At 33.3% G+C, this 23,105-nt stretch carries 25 protein-coding genes; 3 read left to right on the forward strand and 22 right to left on the reverse strand.

The window, feature by feature from the left end; translation table 11 throughout:
* Positions 1 to 4: 4 nt before the first annotated feature.
* Complete coding sequence (locus tag OS191_RS11630; protein WP_267155881.1) at positions 5 to 469, forward strand: RrF2 family transcriptional regulator; 465 nt, start codon at positions 5 to 7, stop codon at positions 467 to 469.
* Here OS191_RS11630 and OS191_RS11635 read toward each other — a convergent pair.
* The 13 genes from OS191_RS11635 to OS191_RS11690 form a co-directional block, all read right to left on the reverse strand.
* The gene (locus tag OS191_RS11635) at positions 466 to 702 is read right to left on the reverse strand and encodes a cytochrome C oxidase subunit IV family protein (RefSeq protein WP_267155882.1); all 237 of its coding nucleotides are present in this window, start codon (positions 700 to 702) and stop codon (positions 466 to 468) included. The two genes, OS191_RS11630 and OS191_RS11635, sit on opposite strands and share 4 nt — an antisense overlap.
* Before the next feature lie 2 nt (positions 703 to 704).
* The gene (locus OS191_RS11640; RefSeq protein ID WP_267155883.1) at positions 705 to 1,283 is read right to left on the reverse strand and encodes a cytochrome c oxidase subunit 3; all 579 of its coding nucleotides are present in this window, start codon (positions 1,281 to 1,283) and stop codon (positions 705 to 707) included.
* Between the two features lie 10 nt (positions 1,284 to 1,293).
* On the reverse strand, positions 1,294 to 2,268 hold the full coding sequence (locus tag OS191_RS11645) for a DUF438 domain-containing protein (RefSeq protein ID WP_267155884.1): 975 nt from the start codon (positions 2,266 to 2,268) through the stop codon (positions 1,294 to 1,296).
* 1 nt (position 2,269) lies between these two features.
* A complete protein-coding gene (locus OS191_RS11650) occupies positions 2,270 to 4,039 on the reverse strand; it encodes a nitric oxide reductase activation protein NorD (RefSeq protein WP_267155885.1) in 1,770 nt (589 codons plus the stop codon).
* Between the two features lie 27 nt (positions 4,040 to 4,066).
* A complete protein-coding gene (locus OS191_RS11655; protein WP_267155886.1) occupies positions 4,067 to 4,909 on the reverse strand; it encodes a CbbQ/NirQ/NorQ/GpvN family protein in 843 nt (280 codons plus the stop codon).
* A 121-nt stretch (positions 4,910 to 5,030) separates the two neighbouring features.
* Positions 5,031 to 6,374, reverse strand: coding sequence for a cbb3-type cytochrome c oxidase subunit I (locus tag OS191_RS11660; RefSeq protein ID WP_267155887.1), 1,344 nt, complete (start codon positions 6,372 to 6,374; stop codon positions 5,031 to 5,033).
* A gap of 11 nt (positions 6,375 to 6,385) precedes the next feature.
* Positions 6,386 to 6,835 (reverse strand): c-type cytochrome, encoded by a 450-nt coding sequence (locus OS191_RS11665; protein ID WP_267155888.1) that lies wholly within the window; start codon positions 6,833 to 6,835, stop codon positions 6,386 to 6,388.
* 297 nt (positions 6,836 to 7,132) lie between these two features.
* The gene (locus tag OS191_RS15585; protein ID WP_416236425.1) at positions 7,133 to 7,222 is read right to left on the reverse strand and encodes a hypothetical protein; all 90 of its coding nucleotides are present in this window, start codon (positions 7,220 to 7,222) and stop codon (positions 7,133 to 7,135) included.
* A gap of 14 nt (positions 7,223 to 7,236) precedes the next feature.
* On the reverse strand, positions 7,237 to 7,629 hold the full coding sequence (locus tag OS191_RS11670) for a DUF302 domain-containing protein (RefSeq protein ID WP_267155889.1): 393 nt from the start codon (positions 7,627 to 7,629) through the stop codon (positions 7,237 to 7,239).
* A gap of 105 nt (positions 7,630 to 7,734) precedes the next feature.
* The gene (locus OS191_RS11675; RefSeq protein ID WP_267155890.1) at positions 7,735 to 8,085 is read right to left on the reverse strand and encodes a hypothetical protein; all 351 of its coding nucleotides are present in this window, start codon (positions 8,083 to 8,085) and stop codon (positions 7,735 to 7,737) included.
* A gap of 1 nt (position 8,086) precedes the next feature.
* Positions 8,087 to 8,584 carry a DUF6265 family protein gene (locus OS191_RS11680; protein WP_267155891.1) on the reverse strand — a complete coding sequence of 166 codons (498 nt, stop codon included), beginning with the start codon at positions 8,582 to 8,584 and terminating at the stop codon, positions 8,087 to 8,089.
* Positions 8,585 to 8,747: 163 nt separating this feature from the next.
* A complete protein-coding gene (locus tag OS191_RS11685) occupies positions 8,748 to 9,479 on the reverse strand; it encodes a hypothetical protein (protein WP_267155892.1) in 732 nt (243 codons plus the stop codon).
* 98 nt (positions 9,480 to 9,577) lie between these two features.
* The gene (locus OS191_RS11690; RefSeq protein ID WP_267155893.1) at positions 9,578 to 10,222 is read right to left on the reverse strand and encodes a spermidine synthase; all 645 of its coding nucleotides are present in this window, start codon (positions 10,220 to 10,222) and stop codon (positions 9,578 to 9,580) included.
* 202 nt (positions 10,223 to 10,424) lie between these two features.
* On the opposite strand from OS191_RS11690, the gene OS191_RS11695 reads away from it, so the two are divergent.
* Together OS191_RS11695 and OS191_RS11700 are read left to right on the forward strand one after the other, a co-directional pair.
* Entirely contained in the window at positions 10,425 to 10,757 is a 333-nt protein-coding gene (locus tag OS191_RS11695; RefSeq protein WP_267155894.1) for a single-stranded DNA-binding protein, read from the forward strand.
* Positions 10,758 to 10,874: 117 nt separating this feature from the next.
* Entirely contained in the window at positions 10,875 to 11,537 is a 663-nt protein-coding gene (locus tag OS191_RS11700; RefSeq protein WP_267155895.1) for a C40 family peptidase, read from the forward strand.
* A 41-nt stretch (positions 11,538 to 11,578) separates the two neighbouring features.
* Here the strand turns inward: OS191_RS11700 and OS191_RS11705 are convergent, their stop codons facing one another.
* From OS191_RS11705 to metG, 9 genes are all read right to left on the reverse strand, one after another.
* Positions 11,579 to 12,490, reverse strand: a complete 912-nt coding sequence (locus OS191_RS11705; RefSeq protein ID WP_267155896.1) for a DMT family transporter — start codon at positions 12,488 to 12,490, stop codon at positions 11,579 to 11,581.
* Positions 12,491 to 12,799: 309 nt separating this feature from the next.
* The gene (locus OS191_RS11710) at positions 12,800 to 14,923 is read right to left on the reverse strand and encodes a Tex family protein (protein WP_267155897.1); all 2,124 of its coding nucleotides are present in this window, start codon (positions 14,921 to 14,923) and stop codon (positions 12,800 to 12,802) included.
* 124 nt (positions 14,924 to 15,047) lie between these two features.
* A complete protein-coding gene (locus OS191_RS11715; RefSeq protein ID WP_267155898.1) occupies positions 15,048 to 16,955 on the reverse strand; it encodes a S9 family peptidase in 1,908 nt (635 codons plus the stop codon).
* A 243-nt stretch (positions 16,956 to 17,198) separates the two neighbouring features.
* The gene (locus tag OS191_RS11720) at positions 17,199 to 17,999 is read right to left on the reverse strand and encodes a copper resistance protein NlpE N-terminal domain-containing protein (protein WP_267155899.1); all 801 of its coding nucleotides are present in this window, start codon (positions 17,997 to 17,999) and stop codon (positions 17,199 to 17,201) included.
* 12 nt (positions 18,000 to 18,011) lie between these two features.
* Entirely contained in the window at positions 18,012 to 18,719 is a 708-nt protein-coding gene (locus tag OS191_RS11725) for a YiaD family glycine zipper/OmpA-like lipoprotein (protein ID WP_267155900.1), read from the reverse strand.
* A 4-nt stretch (positions 18,720 to 18,723) separates the two neighbouring features.
* Entirely contained in the window at positions 18,724 to 19,191 is a 468-nt protein-coding gene (locus OS191_RS11730; RefSeq protein ID WP_267155901.1) for a lipocalin family protein, read from the reverse strand.
* Positions 19,192 to 19,764: 573 nt separating this feature from the next.
* On the reverse strand, positions 19,765 to 20,280 hold the full coding sequence (locus tag OS191_RS11735) for a ferritin (protein WP_267155902.1): 516 nt from the start codon (positions 20,278 to 20,280) through the stop codon (positions 19,765 to 19,767).
* A 98-nt stretch (positions 20,281 to 20,378) separates the two neighbouring features.
* On the reverse strand, positions 20,379 to 21,011 hold the full coding sequence (locus OS191_RS11740) for a methyltransferase domain-containing protein (protein WP_267155903.1): 633 nt from the start codon (positions 21,009 to 21,011) through the stop codon (positions 20,379 to 20,381).
* Positions 21,012 to 21,014: 3 nt separating this feature from the next.
* Positions 21,015 to 23,075 (reverse strand): methionine--tRNA ligase, encoded by a 2,061-nt coding sequence (metG, locus tag OS191_RS11745; protein WP_267155904.1) that lies wholly within the window; start codon positions 23,073 to 23,075, stop codon positions 21,015 to 21,017.
* Between the last annotated feature and the right edge of the window lie 30 nt (positions 23,076 to 23,105).

A 23,105-nucleotide genomic window follows, 5' to 3' on the forward strand; every position in this document is an offset into this window, starting at 1 on the left:
TAAGATGTTATCTAATGCCTGTCAATACGCCATTCGATCTATTCTTTACTTAGGAATGTGCTCGGATGAAAAACATAAAATTGGTGTAAAATTTATCTCCGAAGAATTAGAAGTACCTCAACCTTTTTTAGCTAAATTACTCCAGCAGTTAAATAAAAGTCACCTAGTAACTTCTACTAAAGGGCCTTATGGCGGATTTTATTTAAGTGAAGAAAACAAAGAAAAAACCGTTTGGGATATTATCCTTGTTATAGACGGTACCGATAAATTCAATCAGTGTTTTTTAGGACTTTCAAAATGTGGGGATGATAATCCTTGTCCTGTTCATTTTACCGTTTCTGCTTTTAAAAATAAGATATTTAAAGATTTTAAAGATAAAACCGTAGCCCAATTTGTGGAGGAAATTAAAGAGAAAGGACGTTACATTTCTTTAAAAAAGTTTGATATTCTTGGAGCTGATTCAGATTAAATAATTAAGACCAAACCAATAAAAATAGTTAAACAGCCAATTAAAAGTACTTTCCAAAAAGTGTTAGCATGGCGTAATTCCATAAAATAAAAAGCGACTGCTAAAAATTTTAAGGCCGAAAGTAGCATGATATATTGAGGCCCATTTCCAATACCTGAATTGGAAACAAGTGCAGATAACACAGTTAGAATTACCAATATAATTAAGACGATTAAGAAAGGTAGTTTCTTCATTTTTAAAAAATTAAATAAATTACAGGAAACAATAGGAGCCAAACAAGGTCACACATATGCCAAAACGTTGCACTAGCTTCAACATCTTCTATAATGAGATTTTCTGGTTTTTTAACCATAGTTCTTAAAACCGAAGCTAAGATGACCAAACCTACTATAACGTGAATTACGTGAAACAAGGTCAACATCCAATAAAATGAGAAAAAGGTGTTGTAACCCATGGTTAAACCTGCATCAATTTTATCTGAATATTCTAGGGTTTTCAGTCCTAAAAACAAAAGGCCACCAAGCATGGTTAGTTTCAAATACAGTTTTGACTTGCTTATGTTTTGAGTTTTTAAACTACCAACTGTTAGCGCCATAAAAAAACCACTAACTAATAAGAACAAGGTGTTTATAGCGCCAAAGCTGGTATTTAATAATAATCTAGATTCGTGAAACAGCTGAGGTTCGTCTTTGCTATACCAAACCATGGCAACCAAAACAGCGCCAAAAGTGATTAGTTCTAAGTAAATAATAATCCACATTAAAATGCCTCCAGGTGGATAGTAAAGCGATGATTTTGTTGTTGCTTGATTCATAATGTATGATTTAGTCCCAATCTAAAAGTCTTTTTTGTCCTTCTAATTTTTGAATTTCGGTGATATCTTGCGACATTTCAATAACGCCTTTATAAACTTTATTTTGGTCTCTGACAGCAAAATATCTGATGTAAATGATTTGTCCTTTAAAATTGAACCAGAATTCAGCCGTATGTTTATTGCCAGCTTTAAATTCTTCTAAAATTCTTAAAACCATATCCACACTTTTAGGGGGATGACAAAAACGCACTTCTCTTCCAATAATTCCTTTACTTCGTGCAAATACGCGATCTTCACCTCGGTTGTAAAAAATAACCTTATCGTTTTCGTCCACATAAGTAATATCTACGGGTAAAAATTTCAATAGTAAATTCACCTGTTCAGGAGTCATATAACCTTCATCATAATGAGATGTGTTTTCTAAAGAGAAGCTTTGGGTACGTTTTGTATGATCTTCACTTGGATGAATGTATTCTGGTTCTTTAGCTGGAAAAGGAGCCGGCTTTTCTTTAAGCATCCACCCAATTTCCTCATCGCCTTGATAAAACTCTTCCCAATCCTCCTTGGTTAATAAACGCATGGCATTCGGAAATAATTTCTGATCTTCAATTAGCATGAGTCGCTTAATTCCTTCCAATAAATAAGGGAGATTTTCAGTGATTTTTTCTAAATCTCTCGTCTCATTATGTGCGTTTAATAATCGGATTTGCTCTCTTAGAACATCATGAAACGACCACATACCTTGACTAGGTCCATTCCAATGATGTTTCTCTAAATAAGGGAAAAGCTGATTTTCCTTGCGTTTAAAGCGTTTTTCAATGGTTGTTAATTTATTGAAAATATTGAAATATTTTTGAAAGTCTTCTGAAACTTTCACATCATATAATTCTAATATCAAATCTTGAATCAAGGCACTTTCTTGATAATAAATTTGCAAAGGATGTCCTTGGTCCAACTTTTCTATCTCTGGTAAATAGGAATTCATTTTAACTTTGATGTTTAATTTTCTCGTAGAGTTTTACTAAAGATTGCAGTAATTCTACAGGAGTTGTTAATATTTGATAATGGTTTTGCCCAAACATTTGTGGCAAATAATATTTTGCTTGAGCTTCAATGGCTAAAGCATAAGAATTGATGTTACGTTGATTTAATTCTCGAAGGGCTTGTTTTACATCGTTGATGCCATATTTTCCTTCGTATTTATCGTAGTCGTTGGGTTTTCCATCCGAAATTAAAATGACCCATTTATTCTTAGTATCTCGTTTGTCTAGTAAAGCGCCTGAATGACGCAATGCAGCTCCAATTCTTGTATATCCACTTGGTTCTACAGCTCCAATTTTGTATTTGGCTTGATCCCACGTATCATCAAAACTTTTTAAAGCTAAATAGGTGGCGTAGTTTCTAGTTTTTGAATAAAAACTGTTGATGGAGAAATCGACGTTGAATTCATTTAAAATTTCACCAAAAATAATGGAGACTTGTTTTTCTACATCTATAACTTTATTTCCTGCAGCATAACCATCGCTGGAAAGACTGATATCCAATAAGATTAAAATGGATAAATCTTTTTCTTTTTTACGTTTTGAGAGATAAATGTTTTCTGAAGGTGTATGTCTTGAATGCACATCCACAAACAAATCTGTTAACGCATCTAAATCGAAATCCTCTCCTTGGTTTTGTCTGCGTTGTTGCTGGTATTTATTGTTAACCGAAGTCAGCATTTTACGTAAACCAGCCAGAGTTGACGCATTTTTTTGAAGCGTGCTTTTATAATATGCAGAATCGGTTTCTTGTTGAATTTTTGGATAGACCTTACAAAATTCAGGTTTGTATTCACGTTTGGTATAATCCCATTCGTCGTAAGCAATATGTGGAGCTTCGGTATCCAATTCGGCACTTTCCGATATAGTAGTGTTTTCAATAAATTCTGCTTGATAAATGGAGTGAACAGGGTCGTCCACACGGACCGTATGTTTCATGTTAAGGTCTTCTAAGGCATTTTCATGATCATCCAAATCGTCGTCGCCATCAAAATCTCTCCAACCACCTTCCCATTCTTCGGCGGTTTCAGCTTTTTCAAAATTATGTGTCATGACATAATCTTCCTGCTGCTTTTTATCTATTTCTAAGGTGCTAATTTCTTCAACTGCATTGGCTTTTAAAATGGTGTTTATTTCGTGATCTATGGCTTGTTTTACCTGTTCTGAAATATTCTTTAAAACAGACTTTTTTAAGGTTTCCGGATCATTTCGCATCCATTTTCCATAGATAAAAGTTAAATCTTCAGGTGTTTTTTCGGTAGCTAATTTGAAATAATACGAAATTAATTCCTGATGAATTCTTTTAGTTATAGGGAATTGCTGAAACATGTCATTTAAAACTAATGTTGAAGTTTCAAAAGCTTTTTCTCGGGCAGATTCTAAAGTAAATTCGTCTTCAGTAGTGAAATTTAAACCTAGATTCTTTTGTACAGAGAGATAAACCACTCTAAAAATATAGAATTTGATATTTTTTTCGATACTTTGAAATTCAGAAAAACGAGTAGGTAAGAAGAAGCTGTTATTTTTATAGCCACCTTCGCGTTCGGCTTCAAAAATTTCGATAGCTTGACCCGTTATAGCTCTAGAGAAAATGGTAAGTCTTTGTTTGATATCCTCTAACTTAACAGCATGTTCCAGTGTTTCTTGAGCATTCTTTTTACGACGCTTCAAAAAAGAGGCTACTTTGGAAAAGATGAATTCATCTGGTTCGAACATGATTCTTTATTTAGACAAGAATTTCAGTTATATCATTAAATCACATAGATCTGCTAAAGCATCTGTAATTTCTGTATCGTCTGTCAAAGGTTCTACCACAGCCACACGCACAGCTAAGCGCTTTCCTAAACCAGAATGGATTAATTTGGCAGCATCTACTAATAAGCGTGTGGAAACGGTTTCGGTTAAACCTAATTCCGTTAGATTTCTAATTTTATTGGCTATAGAAACTAATTTTTTTGCTGTAGATATATCGATTTGAGTTTCGTTGATTAGAATTTCAGCTTCATCCTTTTCATTCGGGTAATTAAAAGCCAAAGCAATAAAACGTTGTCTGGTCGAAGGCTTCAATTCTTTAAACCCTTTCTGATATCCAGGATTAAATGAAGCAACCAACATAAAGTCTGGATGTGCTTTGATGGTTTCGCCTAGCTTATCGATATACAACTCTTTTCTATGATCGGTTAAGGAATGAATGGCTACAATAACATCTGGTCTGGCTTCGGCAATTTCATCTAAATAGATAATGTTACCAGCTTTTACGGCTTTTGTAAGTGGTCCGTCTATCCAAACTGTTTCGGCACCTTTAATAATATAACGTCCAATTAAATCTGTAGAAGATGTTTCTTCGTGGCAGGAAATAGTAATTAAATTTTTCTCTAACTGATGGGTCATAAACTCCACAAAACGTGTTTTTCCAGTTCCAGTTGGGCCTTTTAGTAACACAGGGATTTTGTTTTTGTAGGCCTGCTCAAATACTTCGACCTCTTTGGCTATTGGTTTATAGAAAGGGATGTTGGTATCTGTATGTTGGGTTTCTGTTTTCAAAATATTTGGTTTTAAATCGGATGTTACTAATGTTTCGTTCATGAGTAATAAAATTTAAAAAGGCCCTTTAGTTAAAGATGTTTGAAGTGGGGTAATTGTCAGGTATGAGCAAATTGAACTTCATTGTCTATATACAACCAAAAGACCTTTTTTATTTTAAGTGTTATAAATCGGATTCTAAATCTAAGGCTTCATCTGTGGGTTTTCCGTGTTTATAGAAATCCCAGATATACATAACAATTCCAGTGGCAAACATAGTGGCGCATAAAATAAGAACCACAAAATGAATACTCACTTCATTTTGAACTTCCATAAAGTCCATTTTATATTTTCGTTCCAAATATACTTGTGCTACTCCAGCAACTCCAAAAGCAACGGTCATTCCAACCATTCCAATATTAGATAACCAGAATGCTGCTCGTCCTACGCTACTGTCATAGAGTTTTCTTCCAGTCATATTTGGAAGTGAGTAACTAATAATGGCTAGGACAATCATGGCATAAGCTCCCCAAAATGCTAGATGGGCATGCATAGCAGTTACTAAAGTTCCATGGGTGTATAAGTTTGTTTGTGGTAAGGTATGTGCAAATCCTAATAAACCTGCACCTACAAAAGAAACAATGGCAGAACCAATGGTCCAGAATAAAGCAATTTTATTTGGATGTTTCTTTTCACCTTTTCTATACATATTTACAGCAAATAAGGCCATAGCTAAGAAAGCTAAAGGTTCTAGAGCTGAGAAAATACCTCCAACAACTAACCAGATTTTATTTACACCAATATAATAGTAGTGGTGACCTGTACCTAAAATTCCTGAGAGGAAGGTTAAACCAACAATCACATAGAGCCATTTTTCGATAACTTCTCTGTCTACTCCAGTAAGTTTAATTAATAGGAAGGCTAAAATACCACCCATAATTAATTCCCATACACCTTCAACCCATAAGTGAACTACCCACCATCTAAAAAAGGAATCGGTTACCTGACTGTCGAAAGGCAACATTCCCGGAATGTATAGTAAGGCAGCAAATACAAGCCCCATGGTAAGTACCATGGCTGTTGTGGTTTTTCGTTTTCCCTTATAAAGTGTGGCTAAGATAAGTCCTAAGAATAAGAGGACGTTGGCAACTACCAAGTAGTCTAATTGTCTTGGGATTTCTAAAAACTTTCTTCCTTCCCACCAATTAAAGTGATATCCTACTACAGCAGCAACGCCTACAGCAGCTAGGGAGATTAATTGTACATAAGCCCATTTAACACCTACTAATTCGCGTTGAGCTTCTTCAGGAATAATATAATAAGCGGCTCCCATAAAACCAGAGAGCAACCAAACTACCAAAAGATTGGTATGAACGGCTCTTGCCGTATTAAAAGGAATAAATTCATGCAGTCCATCCATTCCAATACGGGCAAAACCCATAATGAAACCATAGACAAGTTGTAATACGAGTAGTAGCATAGAAAAGGCAAAAAACCAATAGGCTACTTTTTGAGATTTATATTTCATCTGTTAGTTGGTTATTTAGTTTGTCTTTCAATTTTGTCTTTGGCTAAAGGAGATACAATATGGTCGAAGCCATTAAGATCAATGCCTCCAATCCAATCAAAGAATGCTATTAAATCGTCGGATTCTTCTTTGGTAAATCCGTAAGCTACCATTTTTCTTCCATTGGGATTCCATGAAATTGGCGACATTAAGACGGCTTTGATATAGCCTTCGCCTCTTCTGTCTAATACTTTAGTAAGTTCTGGGGCGTAGTAGCCACCTTCCCCTAAAAGTGTGTGGCAACCCATACAGTTGTTTTCTTCCCATAAGATTTTCCCTCGAACAACTGCCTCGGTAATGCCCTCATGGTTAGTTTGATCTTGACTTTTACTAAGAGAGAAGATGGTTAGTCCTATAAAAATAAGAAAGGTTACCACAGTCCCTCCCAGGAAAAACGCGCGTGCTTGTTTTTTTGATAACATATGATTATTGGTTAATTAGTTTAAAAGACCTTTTTATCTTTTATACAAAAATATGTGGGTAGGTTTTATTAAAACATGATATAAATCATGTAATTGAAAAAAGTTAAGGAAAACTTAAAAGTGAGTGAGGGTGAGTGTCAACTGATGTTAGAAAATTATTTGGGTGTTTATTGGTTCTGTTAGGATAGAAAAGAACGGGACTACTGGATCTATTTTAGACTCATAATTAGGTTTTCAATCAAAACAAAAAAGCCATCAAATTTAATGTTTGATGGCTTTTTCTATATATTTAAAAACTTATTTTTTAATAAGTTTTTTGGTAATGGTACTATTTTTAGTGCTAATTTTTAAAATGTAAATCTTAGCAGAAATATGTCCAGGATGGATGGTATTTGTTGTTTTTACTTTAAACGAGCTATCACCTTCTTAAGTTTTCCCTCAACGTCTTTTGCTACTTGGCCTAAGTTTTTGTTTTCAACAGACCCCATGGATGCAATAGGGTCGACAGCAGATACTTCAAACGTCTTATGTCTGACTTGTTTTACAATGACATTGCAAGGTAAAAAGACACCAATATTTGGTTCAGATTTTATAGCTTCATAAGCGTGTTTTGGACTACAGGCACCTAAAATTATATATGGGTCTAAGTCTACATCTAATTTGTTTTTGAGAGTATCTTTTATATTTATTTCAGATAATACACCAAACCCCTCTTCTTTTAATGCCGCTTTTGTTTTAGTAATTGCTTCTTCAAAGGTTATGTTTTCTAAAATTGTTGAAAAGAAATAAGTCATGATTCAATGGTTTTTTTGATTTCTTTTAAAAATATAAAAAATCTATCAAAAATAACCTATAAGGAGATGTTAGAACTTAAGTAATTGGTAGAAGTTAAATCACTTTTAACTTTCACGTTTTACTAAAGCGTAATAATCTCCTTCCAGAGGTAGATATCCTTGGTCGTAAACAAAGTAATAAACCGTTCCGGCTTTAGTGGTGTAAATGCTGGTGAAATAATTAAAATCAAAACCTTTTTCTATTAGTTTAGCTCTAGAACTTTTGGTTTTTTGATCTGGATTGAGTTCTTCTAGAATACGGTAGTTTTTTCGTAATCGGTTGTTGGTATTTCTTATCAGGTTTTTAGAATCTTTATTCACCCGATTGTTATAAGAATTTCTACAGGCATCACTACAGAATTTCTTATCTATTCTCCCAACTATTTTGTCACCACATTCTGGGCATTGCTTTTGCATGTTACTGACGTATGTAATTAAATTTCACTTCTTCCTTTTGTCCTTGATCTGAGATAACCACATAGAGATTCATTTCATTTTCAGAAATTTTTTCAAAAGTAAATTGATCAAAATAGATTTTGTTCTTTTCTATTTTTACCAATTTAAAATCGATAGTTTCATCTTTTTCCTCCCAGCCTTTAAAATCGTTTCCAAAATGTTTTAATTGTAATAATAAGGTTTCACCAACTTGTCTAATGCCACCTATTTCATAAAATACCACCTTATTATCAACCACAAGTTTAAAGCTAAACATCATGGAATCTCCAAGGGGAGGACTCCAAAACTCTTCGGTTATTCCACCAAAAGCTTCTCCAAGCCAATAGCCTTGAATCCAAGAAACCTCGTCTAAGTTAGCTTTTGGAGACGTGCTATTCTCTAAAAATTTTATGGTTTGACCTTGGCTAAAACCAAGATATGCGATTAGTGAAAAAATGACACCAGCTAAAATAGATTTCATAAGCTCAGGAATTTGGACTTAATTATAAAGATATACATTATTCATATAAAACGTATAAAGAGATTTTTGAGATTTGGAATGAAATAGATTCCTCAAGCACCTGTCCAGAATCTATTTTCTTTTAAATTTTATCGCTAGATGTAAGAATGTTATCAATTTTTAATTATCGATTTTGCATGGCTTTTCGATATTTAGAGAGACTGTAAAAAGCAAAAATTAGAAACCCAATGGCTTGAAACGATTCTCTTACCTCATTGATTCTATTTGCTTCATCCATATGCGAATGAAAAATATAAAGAGTTGCATATAGGCTAAAATAATTTACAAGAAAAAAACCACCAATCCATAAAGGGACTATAGGAATTCCTATATAGTTAACAAGTTTCTTTATTTGTACAGAAATTGAACAGGCAATAGGAATCAACACACAGTAAAGCATCCAAAAAATTGTATAAAGTCTGCCTGCATTTAAAAATAGTTCCATAAACGATTTAGAGGATCCATCGCTATTGTAAGACTGGAATAACCATAAATTATGAAAATTTGTTTCTTGTTGGGCATTCATTTCCATTAAAGATTCTGGAGTACTCCATCCAAAAATGCGTTGTCCCCAACTAATTTCTTCGCCACATGAGATTAAAAATAGTATAGCAAGTAAAATATAGAATATGTTCCTTTTTGTTTTTATCCCAAAAAACAAATTCTCTAAATGTTTTGATTGAATGAATAAATAGGTAAAAATTATAAAAGCAAGAAAGAATGCAATGGCTCCTGCATTTTCAAATAATCCATCTTCTTGAGTTAAATTAAATTGGGTTTCTGGACTAGTTTTTATTAAAGCTATGTATATTAAAATAACCGACAGATATAATAATATTTTTTTAAGTAATCCCATTGGTTTCAAAAAGTTAGTGTAATTAAAAATAAATATACAGATAATTTTATAACTAAGGATGATGCCAAGAAACAATAACGATGTAAGGTAAAATATATCTATAAAGGTCTTGTTATAACAATTGTATTGGTATTATTCACCTTCTCAAAAACGCTTACTTTGTAAACATGAGTTTTTAAATAATCGATAATAGTTTTCAATTCTGTATTCATCGAATTCTCTAAAGAAGCATTAAATAAAATAACTCCATTTGTAGATTTCCGTTGCAGGATATTTTCCCAGAACGGAAGATCAAGGAATTGTTTAGGAACCTGTGTGTCTATAAATAAATCGATAATTATCAGGTCGAAAGTAGATTTATTTTCTTCAATATATTGGAGCGCATCAGCACAAATAATCTCTAATTGTTGATTGTTCTGAAGTTGAAATTCGTCTTTAGCAATGTTGATAATTGTTGGGTCAATTTCAATGGCGGTTATATTTTTTTTATAATTGAAATCTTTTCTGAGTGTTTGTATAACACTACCACCCCCAAGACCAAGCAGTAAAACAGAATTTACGTTTGAAAGTTCTATTTTTTCTAATCCAAACTTTAAAATCCGTTGTAAAGAGCCATAAGAATAGTTAGCATTTTTAGTGTTTAAATGCTTCTTTCCATTATACCAGGTAATTTCTAAGGTTCCGTTAATATCCGATTCAATTTTTTTAGTAATGGGATAAAAATAACTTATAAGTCTTGCCATTACTGTTAAAGGTATGAATTAAAGTTGAATAAAAAATCGTTTACAAACGACTACAAACATTTACAAACGAGTTTAATTAGTTAATAACCGACTAATATTTGGAAGTGATTGCATATTTGTACCGTTGAATTGACCGAACGATATTCAATAGTATTAACTGTTTAACCCGCTTGTTTTCGGACAGGCATTAAAATTTAAAATTATGAAAACGCTTAGAAACAAAGTACAGTTGATTGGAAGATTAGGACAAGATCCTGAAATAATCAATTTCGAAGATGGTAACAAAATGGCTAAATTCTCAATGGCTACAGACGATAGCTACAAAGACAAAAATGGTCAAAAAATAGAACGTGCATACTGGCATAATGTGGTAGTAAGAGGAGGCTTGGTAAAAGTTGTAGAAGAGTATGTTTCCAAAGGAAAGGAGATTGCCGTAGAAGGCAAATTAACAAACCGCTCTTGGGAAGATAAAGATGGTAATAAACGATACATAACAGAGGTTCTGTGTGACGAATTACTGATGTTAAGTAAATAAAACATTAAAATACTTGATTAAAAGCGACTTAGGTCGCTTTTTTTTATTTATTTTAGTAAAAATTATCTTCCTTTCTAGTTTAATAGCAATCGTATAAATCTTTAAATTTTAATAGATATGCTAGGAGACACATTAAAAATTGCCTTGGGCGAACTCGGCCAAAAAGAAATCCATGGAGAAAAGCACAACGAACGTATTTTAGAATATCAAGAAACCACAGGCTTAAATTTTGGTAACGATGAAGTTGCTTGGTGTAGTATTTTTGCAAATTGGGTAGCTATGCAAGCTAATTTACCAAGATCGAATAAACCAAATGCCAGAAGTTGGTTGCAAGTAGGTAAAAAAACCAAATGGCCTCAACCAGGAGATATTGTTGTTTTTTGGAGAGGGAGTAAAGATGATTGGAGAGGACATGTGGGGTTCTTTATGGGTTATACCAAGAGTGGAAAATCTATTTATTGTCTCGGTGGTAATCAAGACGATGAGGTAAATATTCAAACCTATCCTTTAGATCGAATTTTAGACTTTATAAGCTTAACAGATCATGATAATAGCGACCTACAAATTCCAACAGGTTATCTAAGACAAGGCGATAGTAATAATCACGTAAAACAATTACAACAACTTTTAAAACAATTAGATTTTTTAAGTGGAAGTGCGGATGGCGTTTTTGGCCCTAAAACAGAAGCAGCACTTAGAGCTTTTCAAAAAAAGTATGAAATAACTGTTGATGGTATTTATGGTAGTGAATCTAGAGCTGTTCTGGAAAAATTAGTATAGAACAACTCTAGACTTTAATTTTTTATTTCAAAATTTAGAAATTAGATATGTTTTAAAACACGTTTTTTTACTGATTTCGTTGTAGACTGAAAAGCTGATAATATTTGCTTTTCGTAAAAAGTAATCCGAATTCCAAAAAGTAATACAAAACCACCAAAAACCATTTGTAGAGAAATAGCTTCGTCTATTAATAACCATGCTAAAATAGAAGCTAAAATACCTTGCCCCAACAAACTAACTGAAACTCTGGTAGCGCGCATATGCTGTGTTGCATAGCTAATTAATAACCAGGCTGCAAGCTGACAAACAGCAGCTTGAATAACTAATACCAACCAACCAGCATTTGAAAAACCGGAAAAGGGTTCGTTTATAGCGTAGCTTAAACCTCCTAAGTATATAGATGAAGCTGCCAAACTTATAGTCATAAAAGTAATAACATTCATTTTCTTCAAAACCTCTTTACTTAGTAGCATATAGACAGAGTATAGAACTCCTGATAGGATACCAAAACTAAACGCTAAGTCGAAATCAAGCGTTTTAAATACGGTAAAACCAACAAGCATCATCATCCCAAAAACAGCAACCATGGTACCAATCCAAAAGTTAGTTTTTGGTTTATCCTTTAAAAAGAACAAAGCTAAAACACCCACCCAAACTGGAGAGAGGTTCGTTAATAAAGATGCCTGAGTAGCGGTAGACTCTTGAATAGCAATATTCCAAACTGCGACATCGCTACCAAAAACAACCCCGCAAATAATGGCTAAAATTGCCATTTTAAGACTGGGTACCTTAAATTGTTTAGATATTAAAACATAAGGTAATAACAACAACAAGGAAAACAACATTCTATAAAATGCTGATATCACTCCTGGAGTTAGGTTTAATTTAACCAAAATAGGGAATATAGAAATACAAACTATTCCAATAAACAACGCGATTCTTGCCTTTTTCATCTGAAAACTATTTAGCTTCTTAATTTGAAGCTGCAAATGTACGTCCTATTTCCAGATTTTGATGAGACTAAATTAACCAAGTATGATAAAATATTATCCAGTTTTATTAAAATATGTTGTCACCAATCAATAAAAAGTATTATGGATATAGTTTCAATTGACAATATCTTTGTTTTTATATGAGGCTTTAGTCACAATTGAGAGTTTAGACTGGGTTTAATTTTTAGGATATATAATAATACGTAATTAAACAGGTCTATATTCTATGCTTTATAAGTTCCGAAAGCTTTCGGAACGATCTTAATCCTTTTACTTATGAAGCTTTAATTGAATGCGTTTTCGTGCTACATCTACTTCTAACACCTTAACAATTACTTGTTGATGTAGGCTTATATGCTCGTTTACATCGCTCACAAAACGGTCTGCCAGATTAGAAATATGAATCAAGCCACTTTCTTTAATTCCTATATCTACAAAAGCACCAAAGTTGGTAACATTGTTTACAATACCAGGAAGAAGTTGCCCTTCTTTTAAATCGGTTATTGATTTTATATTTTGATTAAAAGTAAAGACTTTAGCCTGCTCACGAATATCTAATCCAGGTTTTTCTAATTCCTTTATAATATCCTGAAGTGTTGGTAAACCCACAGAATCTGTACAGTATTTTTTTAAGTCTAACTTTTGAAGTAGTGTAGAATTACCAATTAATTCTGAAATAGGCTTGTCTAAATCTTTAGCCATTTTTTCAACAATAACATAGCTTTCTGGGTGTACAGCAGAATCGTCTAACGGATTTTTAGCCTCTTTAATTCTCAAAAATGCAGCACCCTGTTCAAAAGCTTTTTCTCCAAGACGAGGTACTTTTTTAATAGCATTTCTAGATTTAAACACGCCGTTTTCGGTTCTGTAATTAAAAATATTTTCTGCTAGTTTTGGTCCAATTCCAGAAACATAACTCATTAGACTTGTGCTCGCTGTGTTAATGTTTACGCCTACTGCATTTACACAACTTACTACAACGGTATCTAATTCGCTTTTAAGTTTTGTTTGGTCCACATCGTGCTGGTATTGTCCAACGCCAATAGATTTAGCCTCTATTTTAACTAATTCGGCTAACGGATCTTGTAAACGTCGTCCAATAGAAACAGCACCACGAACAGTTACATCATAATTTGGGAATTCGTCTCTAGCAATTTTTGAAGCCGAATAAATACTAGCTCCTGCTTCGCTGACTACAAATACCTGAATATCATTTTTAAAATGAATTTTTCTAATAAGCGCTTCGGTTTCTCTCGAGGCTGTTCCGTTTCCAATAGCAATGGCTTCAATTTGATAGGCTTCAGAAAGTGAACTTATTTTTTTCATGGCACCAAGGGAATCACTTTTTGGCGGATGCGGATAGATGGTTTCGTTGTGTTTTAAATTTCCTTGGGCATCTAAACACACAATTTTACAGCCAGTTCTAAATCCAGGATCAATGGCTAAAACACGTTTTTCACCTAAAGGGGATCCTAATAATAATTGTTTAAGGTTTTTAGCAAAGACATTTATGGCAGAAGCATCGGCTTTTTCTTTGGCATTCTGCAACGCCTCATTAGATAAGGATGGAAATAACAAACGCTTATAGGCATCTTGAATGGCTATTTCAATTTGTTTGGAACAGGCATTATTAGATCGAATAATCCTATCTTCAATTTTTGTCAAAGCCTTCTCCTGGTCTATCTCAATTTTCACTTTTATAAAGCCTTCTTTTTCAGCTCTTAAAATGGCTAATAATCTATGAGAAGGAATTCTATTTAAAGACTCTTCCCATTCAAAATAATCTCGAAATTTTTGTGCATCTTCAGTCTCTTTTTTGGATTTAACTACTTTAGAAGAAATCATGGCGAAACGTTCTAATTGCTTACGAATATTATTTCTAACATCTGTACGTTCATTTACCCATTCGGAAATAATATGGCGCGCACCTTCCAAAGCATCTTCAACAGAAGCAATTTCTCCTTTTACGTATTTATAAGCAATAGATTCTAGATCTGAAGCATTTTGGCTCATAATGATTTTAGCCAAAGGTTCCAAACCATTTTTTCTAGCAGTTTCAGCTTTGGTTTTTCTACTTTTTTTGAAGGGTAAATAAAGGTCTTCAAGTGTGGTTAAATCTTGAGTAGTTTCAATTTTTATTTTTAAGTCGTCTGTTAAAACTTCTTGTTCCTCCAGAGCCTTTAAAACACTTGCTTTTCGTTTTTCTAGGGTTTCAAATTGTTCTTTGTATTTAACGATGTCTCCAATTTGAACTTCATCCAGATTACCTGTTCGTTCTTTTCGGTAACGTGAAATAAACGGAACCGTACAGGCTTCATTTAATAATTCTACCGTGTTTTTTACAGAAACGTCCGAAAGTTGTGTTTGGGAAATGATATAGGAAATCATCGACATGCTTAATATAATCTATAGGTTGAGCTACAAATATATGAAGATATTTGCGGTAAGACCTGTGATTTTTCTTGTGAATTGCGTAAAAGAATAAACCCCTTTTTTAGCTAAAAGGGGTTTGATGTTTTTATAAGGTTTCTTTTAACCATTTAAAGAATTCTGTTTGCCAGACAATGGCGTTTTGTGGCTGTAGAATCCAATGGTTTTCATCTGGAAAATAAAGTAATTTACTTTTTATATCTAAGAGTTGTGCTGCTTGAAATGCACTTAAACCTTGCTCGATTGGCACGCGATAATCTTTTCCTCCCTGTATAATTAATATGGGAGTATCCCATTTAGAAACTCTAGATATTGGGTTGAATTCATTATACGCTTTTTGAGCTGTTTTATTGTCTTTATCCCAATAGTTCCCACCCCAATCGTTGTTTACAAAAAACAATTCTTCGGTGGTGCCATACATTGTTCGGGTATCGAAAACGCCATCGTGAGAGATAAAAGTTTTAAAGCGTTTCTCATGGATTCCAGCTAAATAAAACACCGAATATCCTCCAAAACTTGCACCAATAGCACCAAGTCTATCGTTGTCTACATAAGGTTCTTTGGCAAGATTGTCAATAGCACTTAGGTAGTCGTCCATAACTTGTCCGCCCCAATCTTTACTTATATCTGCATTCCATTTAACGCCGTGTCCAGGCATACCTCTTCGGTTTGGAGCTACTATAATATATCCTTGCGAGGCCATAACTTGGAAGTTCCATCGATACGAATAAAATTGCGATAATGGCGATTGTGGACCACCTTGAGCGTATAATAACGTTGGATATTTTTTAGAAGCATCGAAGTTTGGAGGAAGGATAACCCAAACTAACATTTGTTTGTTATCTGTAGTGGTTACATAGCGTTTTTCAATTTTTGGCATATCGATTTTACTATAAAAATCGGTATTAACGTTTGTAATCTGCTCAAAATCTTTCTTCTTTAAATCGAAACGAAACACTTCGGCAGCATGATTCATATCAGTACGTGTAACAAGTAGGCTATTGTTTAATTCTGCAACAATACTAGTCACATCAAAAGGACCTTCAGATAATTGAGTCACTAATGGCGCAATACGTTTTTTTCCAGGGTAATTAACCTCAAACAATTGAATAGTACCATCTACAGGAGCCGTAAAGTAAATTTTCTTTCCATCTTTACTCCATTTATAACTTCTTACGGTGCCATCCCAACGTGCAGTTAGGTTTTGTTCGATACCATTTTCTAGAACAATCAGATCGTTTTTATCACTTTCGTTACCTTCGGTTTTCATTTGTAACCATGCTAGAGCGCCTAAACTTGAAAATTCTGGGCTCATATCGTAACCACGATTTTTTTCTGTAATATTGGTAGTAGTTTTTGTGGCTAAATTGTACTTATAAATATCTGTATTGGTGCTGGTAGCGTAAGCTTTTCCTTTTAATTTTTTACTTACATAGTAAATACTCTTACTATCCGGAGCCCAGATATAATCTTCGTCGCCACCAAAAGGACGTTGCGGACTATAATATGGCTCGTTAGGCATAATGTCTATAGCATCTGTATCTTCAGCATTGATTGCCTTATAGAAAACATGGTTGAATTTTCCGTCGTACCAAGTGTCCCAATGTCTGTTATCTAAATCTGTAAAAATATAGGCATCCGATTTTTCTAAAGACTTATACACATCTTTACTATGAATAGCTTCTATAGCAACTGCTTTATCGAACATTTTAAAACGACCATCAGGCGAGATGTTTTTATCAGCAACCGCAACATCATCTTTGGTTATTTCTACGGGAGTTCCTCCATTTACAGGAATTTTGTAGAATTTGGAGTCAAATCCGTTAGTTTCCATATTTGGAGTGGATACGCGATAAAAAAGTTGATTTCCTTGACTGTCTAGACCTAAAGCACTAAGGCGCTTTACTTGCCAAAGTAGTTCTGGAGTCATTTGTTGTTGACTTTGAGCAACGTGGACACTTAAGAAAAGGCTCAGAAAAAATGCAATTGTTCTCATGGATTTTAATTTAAATGAAAGACTTGTTTAAAAATTTTCTAATTGCAGAAAATTATCAATTCTCAAAGATAGGCATATATACTAATTTAGGATTGAGTTACTTTGAAAAATGACCTTGTTTAGAGCGAAAGTAAGATTTAAGAAGTTATTGTAGTAATATGTATTTTAAAGGGTCTAGTTATTACATAAAAAACCCAAGTAAAAATACTTGGGTTTTTAAATATGGATTAATTTAAATAATGTTTATTCTTCGGCTTCAAAAACAGCTAAAGGAGCCATTTTTGCTTTATTAAGTGTCATGGTATTTCCGTTTAAAGAGAAGTTATCAGCTGTATTAAGTACTTCCATAAATTGGGATTCAACTGTCATGTCTGGACAAGCTTTCATGGTTGTAGCTACATTAGAAAGTTCTAACTGACTTCCGTTTTCTATTTTAAAAGAACCAGTAAAGGTATTACATCCTGCATCTCCAAAAACTCTATTTTCATCTGTTGCGAAAGAAATAAAAGCTTCAGAATCTGTAATGTCTTTCCCCATTAATTTGACTAATTTCCACTTGGTGTCTGTAAATTCTGAAGTGTTAGTAGAATTATTTTGTAGTTTTTTCAGAATATAAAAATCTGCTAACTCTCCAGTAACTTTATTTCCAGATTTATCTAATTGTGTTAAGGTGTTCTCACCTACAAAAAAACTAGTTTCATTTTCATCTGATAATAAAATTGTTTGTCCGTCTTCTAACCATTTAAAATAACCACGGCTATCAAAATCTCCATCTTTCTTACCTAAATATATATCTCTTGCAACATAAGTTTGATCATTGTTAAGCTTAATAGTTTTCTCTATGCCTTCACAATCAGCACATGGAAGTGTCCCTGTGTAGGTGCCTTCCCAATCTAATGCATTTTCGCTGGTATGCATATCTACTAATTCATCATTTTGTTTTGTTGTTTCTGCTTCGACTTCTTGTTGCTTTTTATTATTCGAATTACAACTTGTAATTAAAAGCAGTGCAAATACACAAATTCCTAATAATCTATTTTTCATGTTTTATTTATTTTAATTGTTTGCTTGATTTTGTGCGTCGTCTATCATTTGCTTACTTGGTAAGATAGCAATATTAACACGTCTGTTTTTTGCACGGCCTTCAGCTGTGGAATTATCGTGCATAGGCTGTGTTTCTCCAAACCAGTTTGTAGTAAATCTACCATTACTTACTCCTGTAGAAATTAAGTAATTTGTTACAGAATAAGCTCTGTTTTTAGAAAGTGTCATATTATAAGCTTCAGCACCAACACTATCTGTATGTCCTACCACCAAAATATTTGTGTCTGGATATTCTTTAAACACATTTGCTAATTTATTTAAAGTTGTTTGAGAAGCACTATTAATATTGAATTTATCTGTAGCAAAGTATACGCCACTATTTTCATCGAAGGTAACTACAATTCCGTCGTCTACACGTTCTACCTGAGCTCCTGGAATTTCTTCTTCAATTTCTTGGGCTTGTTTGTCCATTTTATTTCCAATTAAAACGCCAGCACCACCACCAACAACACCACCAATAACAGCGCCAAGTTCGCCATTACCACCTTTTCCAATGTTATTTCCTAAAATTGCCCCTAAAACAGCGCCTCCAGCAGCACCTATAACGGCGCCTTTTTGTTTATTATTTGCATTATCTACAGACTTACAGCTAGTAAAACTTATTAAAAAGATACTTGCAAGTACTATTATTTTATATGTATTTATATTTAAAGTCTTCATATTATTATTTTGTAAAGTTCATATTTATAGTAAAAGGCTTATTGTCTACCATTACGGTTTGCTGCCACTGCATATTAGTGTCTGACAAAGCACTTAATCTTAGTCTAAATCCCTGATTGGTTTCCGATTTTCCCTTTTTATTTGTTGGTTTTAAGAGGAAGTCATACAAGCCAGTTGTTTCATCTATTTCTTGAATGGTAAAAACAAAATAGCGTTCTCCCATTGTACAATCTAGATTATTAATTGTGTATAAACCCGTGTTGTTGTTTGGAATAAATTGCCACGTACTGCCTTCAAAGCAGGTTTTAGATTCATCGTTAAAAAGTGTTGTATTATAAGTGCCAGCTTCGCTATAGCTTATAGAATTTAAAGTCCATTCGCCTTTAATAACCTTTTTGGAATCTCGAACGGTTTTAGATCCTCCACATGAAAGTAGACAGACACTAAAAACTAATAGAATTAAATGTTTCATAAATTAATGGTTTTGTGTTTGATTCAAAATTAAAGAACAAGGTGTTAGTAGATTGATGCAAAAGCATAAAAAACTAATCTGTTTGCATTTATTTACGGAAAGGAATTAAATTTAGATGTTTGAAATTTCTAGCAAAGGTAGCCAAAACACATATTTTTATGTCTAAAATGTACAAAGATAAATATGATGTTTAAGATTGAAATAAGAGTGAAAAAATTTAAGTTTTATATGATTGAAAGAATTTTCTATTTTTTAAATATAAATTAAAAAATAAAGGTGTCTTTATTTAAAGACACCTTTATTAAGAATATATTTTTATGAATTAAGCCACGTCTTTTAAAAGGTCGAAGCAAGGACATTTTTTACAACGTTTGCTTTCCTTTTTCTTGTATTTTTCGCAGCAACTACTTTTAACTTTATCGGCAATAATAATGCCTGATGCTTGCAGTTTTTTTAGAGCTTTTTTCTTCTCTTTTTTTTGTTTCTTTTTTCCCAAAACAAATACTAGGTGTTAAGTAATGAGGCAAAAGTAATTATTTTTAATGAATCTAAATAAACTAAAATGTTAAAAATTTAAACGCTATCGTTTGAAGCAGAGCTTATAGTAAGTTGTTGAATGTCTCTGTCAAATAAATAAAGACCTCCTTTATCATCTCCAATTAGGTTTATTTTATCCAGAATAGTTCTTGCCATTGCTTCTTCTTCAATCTGCTCGGCCACGTACCACTGTAAGAAATTATGAGTGGCATAATCCTTTTCTTGTAAACTAATATCTACTAAATTGTTAATGGATTCTGAAACGAAAATTTCATGTTCAAGGAGTTTTTCAAACATTTCTTTAAAAGACTTAAACTTAACATTTGGCTCGTTTAATTCCGAAATATGCGCATGACCACCACGTTCGTTTACAAATTTTACAAATTTAAGCATATGATCTCTTTCTTCATCAGACTGTGCGTACATAAATCCAGCAATTCCTTCCAAACCTTTAACCTCTGCCCAACAAGCCATTGCTAAATATATTTGAGAAGATTCTGATTCAATCCTTATTTGATCGTTTAATACTTTTTCTATTGTTTTTGATAGCATAATTTTAATGTTTAATCAAAGCTAAGAAATCTTCCCAACATTTGAGTAGTAAAGGGTGCTTATCCCTTAGTGGAATTGTAATTTAGAATGTTTTAAGATTATATCTTTTGGAATAAAGTATAAACATAAGGACGCTCGCCACCAAAAGGATTTATAAACGTATGATTAAAAGAATCTATTAATTTAAAATCTGTGCCTAAGGCGTCTTTTAGCGTATCAAGATTATAGCGTTTTAAGTCTAGGCCACAACATTTTTCTGCACCATCCAGAGAAAAAACAGCAATCAAGACAAAACCATCTTTATTTACTATTTTTTTAATCAAATTAAAATATGCAGTTTGTTCTTCTTCTTTTAAAAAGAAATGTAGTACGGCTCTATCAATCCATAGATTGACGTTTTTAAGGTCTTGTAATTCAGATGGGTTTGTTAAATCGTCAGTAATTATTTTTAAGTCGTAATTATGCGATTGTTTTATGCGGTTTTTTAGCTTTTGTAAGGCAAAATCGCTTAAATCGTTTGCAATAAGGTTTGTATAACCTTCGTCTAAAAGAGTATCGATGAGGTTGGTAGTTCCAACTCCAACATTTAAAATTATAGCATCTTTTTCAAGCTGACATGTTTCTATAAGTTGCATGGTTGGCGCTGGGTTTTCTTCAAACCAACCCAACTGATTATCTTCTTTATCGTAAGCTTTGTTCCAATGAGATTTTAAGTCTTGAGTGTGTTCCATTTATTAGCTTATTTGCAAGCCATTAGTAATATTCTCATTATCAGGATTTACAAAAACTAATTTTCCTTCAGGAGTTTCTGTCATTAAAATCATGCCTTGGCTTTCTACACTGCGAAGCTTTCTTGGAGCTAAATTTACTAAAACAGTTACTTTTTTTCCAATAACTTCTTCTGGAGTAAAGCTTTCAGCAATTCCAGAAACAATGGTCCTTATATCGATTCCTGTATCTACTTTTAAGACTAAAAGCTTTTTAGTTTTTGGCATTTTTTCAGCTTCTAAAATAGTTCCAACTCTTAAATCTAATTTTGTGAAATCCTCAAAACTAATGGTATCCTTTTCAGGATCAACTTTTTTATTAGCAGCTTCGTTTGCTTTCTTGGTAGCTAATAATTTATCAACTTGAGCTTGAACGGTTTCGTCTTCAATTTTTGAGAATAATAATTCAGCTTTTCCAATTTGGTGCCCTATAGGAAGTAAAATATCTTTTGTAGAAACATCGTTCCAAGAAGTTTCAATAGTGTTTGATGTTGTTTTTAGAATAGCTTTTAATTTATTTGAAGTAAAAGGTAAAAACGGTTCGCTTAAAGTGGCTAAAGCCGACGCAATTTGAAGTGCCACAAACATAATGGTTTGGGTTCTGGCTTCGTCTTCTTTAACTACCTTCCAAGGTTCTTCGTCTGCTAAATACTTATTTCCCAGTCTAGCTAAATTCATTAATTCTTGCCCAGCTTCTCTAAATCTATAACGCTCAATAGAACTAGAAATAACAGCTGGATAGGCTTTAACTGCAGCTAGGGTTTCATTATCCACTTGAGAAAAGTTGGATGGTTCCGGAACTATTCCGTTGTAATACTTATTCGTTAAGACTACCACACGGTTAATGAAATTTCCGAAAATAGCAACCAATTCGTTGTTGTTTCTTGCCTGAAAATCTTTCCATGTAAAGTCGTTATCTTTTGTTTCTGGAGCATTTGCTGTTAAGGCATAGCGCAAAACATCTTGCTGATTCGGAAAATCTTCTAAATATTCTGGTAACCAAACCGCCCAGTTTTTAGAGGTTGAAAGTTTATTGCCTTCTAAGTTTAAAAACTCGTTTGCAGGAACGTTATCTGGTAAAATATAAGAGCCTTCGGCTTTTAACATAGCTGGAAAAATAATACAATGGAATACAATATTATCTTTTCCTATAAAGTGAACTAGTTTGGTGTTTTTATCCTTCCAGTATGGTTCCCAATCTTTTCCTTCGCGTTCTGCCCATTCTTTGGTAGCAGAAATATAACCAATTGGCGCATCGAACCATACATAAAGCACTTTGCCTTCGGCATCAGGAAGAGGAACGGGAATTCCCCAATCTAAATCTCTTGTTACGGCTCTTGGTCGTAAACCATCGTCAATCCAAGATTTTACTTGTCCGTAAACATTAGGTTTCCAGTCTTTTTTATGACCTTTTAAAATCCATTCTTTTAAAAAGTCTTCGTGTTTATCTAAAGGTAAAAACCAGTGTTTTGTTTGTTTTAAGGTTGGAGTATTTCCGGTAATGGCCGATTTCGGGTTGATTAAATCCGTGGCATTATGACTTGTGCCACAAGCCTCACATTGGTCGCCATAACTTTCCTCGTTGCCACATTTAGGACAAGTACCAACTACAAAACGATCTGCTAAAAACTGATTGGCTTCTTCGTCGAATAATTGTTCGGTAACTTCTTCAATAAATTCTCCTTTATCGTATAAAGTTGTAAAAAATTCTGAGGCAGTATCATGATGAATTTTCGCAGTAGTTCTTGAATAATTATCTAAAGAAATACCAAAATCTTCAAAAGATTTTTTTATTATAGCATGATATTTATCCACGACATCTTGAGGAGAAACCCCTTCTTTTTTCGCTTTAATGGTAATAGGAACGCCATGTTCATCACTTCCACAAATAAAAGCAACATCGTTACCAGTTAAACGTAAATAGCGGGCATAAATATCTGCTGGCACATAAACACCTGCTAGATGACCAATGTGAATGGGTCCATTTGTGTATGGTAAAGCAGCTGTTATGGTATATCTTTTTGACATTATTTAATTTTTAAAAGTGTACAAAAGTAC

This window comes from Xanthomarina sp. F2636L (assembly GCF_026410195.1).
Taxonomy (GTDB): domain Bacteria; phylum Bacteroidota; class Bacteroidia; order Flavobacteriales; family Flavobacteriaceae; genus Xanthomarina.

What these genes read in the sequence shown, in the direction of transcription:
- OS191_RS11630 (WP_267155881.1), top strand. Translation starts at nt 5, where the DNA reads ATGTTATCTAATGCCTGTCAATACGCCATTCGATCTATTCTTTACTTA.
- OS191_RS11635 (WP_267155882.1), bottom strand. Translation starts at nt 702, where the DNA reads ATGAAGAAACTACCTTTCTTAATCGTCTTAATTATATTGGTAATTCTA.
- OS191_RS11640 (WP_267155883.1), bottom strand. Translation starts at nt 1,283, where the DNA reads ATGAATCAAGCAACAACAAAATCATCGCTTTACTATCCACCTGGAGGC.
- OS191_RS11645 (WP_267155884.1), bottom strand. Translation starts at nt 2,268, where the DNA reads ATGAATTCCTATTTACCAGAGATAGAAAAGTTGGACCAAGGACATCCT.
- OS191_RS11650 (WP_267155885.1), bottom strand. Translation starts at nt 4,039, where the DNA reads ATGTTCGAACCAGATGAATTCATCTTTTCCAAAGTAGCCTCTTTTTTG.
- OS191_RS11655 (WP_267155886.1), bottom strand. Translation starts at nt 4,909, where the DNA reads ATGAACGAAACATTAGTAACATCCGATTTAAAACCAAATATTTTGAAA.
- OS191_RS11660 (WP_267155887.1), bottom strand. Translation starts at nt 6,374, where the DNA reads ATGAAATATAAATCTCAAAAAGTAGCCTATTGGTTTTTTGCCTTTTCT.
- OS191_RS11665 (WP_267155888.1), bottom strand. Translation starts at nt 6,835, where the DNA reads ATGTTATCAAAAAAACAAGCACGCGCGTTTTTCCTGGGAGGGACTGTG.
- OS191_RS11670 (WP_267155889.1), bottom strand. Translation starts at nt 7,629, where the DNA reads ATGACTTATTTCTTTTCAACAATTTTAGAAAACATAACCTTTGAAGAA.
- OS191_RS11675 (WP_267155890.1), bottom strand. Translation starts at nt 8,085, where the DNA reads ATGCAAAAGCAATGCCCAGAATGTGGTGACAAAATAGTTGGGAGAATA.
- OS191_RS11680 (WP_267155891.1), bottom strand. Translation starts at nt 8,584, where the DNA reads ATGAAATCTATTTTAGCTGGTGTCATTTTTTCACTAATCGCATATCTT.
- OS191_RS11685 (WP_267155892.1), bottom strand. Translation starts at nt 9,479, where the DNA reads ATGGGATTACTTAAAAAAATATTATTATATCTGTCGGTTATTTTAATA.
- OS191_RS11690 (WP_267155893.1), bottom strand. Translation starts at nt 10,222, where the DNA reads ATGGCAAGACTTATAAGTTATTTTTATCCCATTACTAAAAAAATTGAA.
- OS191_RS11695 (WP_267155894.1), top strand. Translation starts at nt 10,425, where the DNA reads ATGAAAACGCTTAGAAACAAAGTACAGTTGATTGGAAGATTAGGACAA.
- OS191_RS11700 (WP_267155895.1), top strand. Translation starts at nt 10,875, where the DNA reads ATGCTAGGAGACACATTAAAAATTGCCTTGGGCGAACTCGGCCAAAAA.
- OS191_RS11705 (WP_267155896.1), bottom strand. Translation starts at nt 12,490, where the DNA reads ATGAAAAAGGCAAGAATCGCGTTGTTTATTGGAATAGTTTGTATTTCT.
- OS191_RS11710 (WP_267155897.1), bottom strand. Translation starts at nt 14,923, where the DNA reads ATGTCGATGATTTCCTATATCATTTCCCAAACACAACTTTCGGACGTT.
- OS191_RS11715 (WP_267155898.1), bottom strand. Translation starts at nt 16,955, where the DNA reads ATGAGAACAATTGCATTTTTTCTGAGCCTTTTCTTAAGTGTCCACGTT.
- OS191_RS11720 (WP_267155899.1), bottom strand. Translation starts at nt 17,999, where the DNA reads ATGAAAAATAGATTATTAGGAATTTGTGTATTTGCACTGCTTTTAATT.
- OS191_RS11725 (WP_267155900.1), bottom strand. Translation starts at nt 18,719, where the DNA reads ATGAAGACTTTAAATATAAATACATATAAAATAATAGTACTTGCAAGT.
- OS191_RS11730 (WP_267155901.1), bottom strand. Translation starts at nt 19,191, where the DNA reads ATGAAACATTTAATTCTATTAGTTTTTAGTGTCTGTCTACTTTCATGT.
- OS191_RS11735 (WP_267155902.1), bottom strand. Translation starts at nt 20,280, where the DNA reads ATGCTATCAAAAACAATAGAAAAAGTATTAAACGATCAAATAAGGATT.
- OS191_RS11740 (WP_267155903.1), bottom strand. Translation starts at nt 21,011, where the DNA reads ATGGAACACACTCAAGACTTAAAATCTCATTGGAACAAAGCTTACGAT.
- metG (WP_267155904.1), bottom strand. Translation starts at nt 23,075, where the DNA reads ATGTCAAAAAGATATACCATAACAGCTGCTTTACCATACACAAATGGA.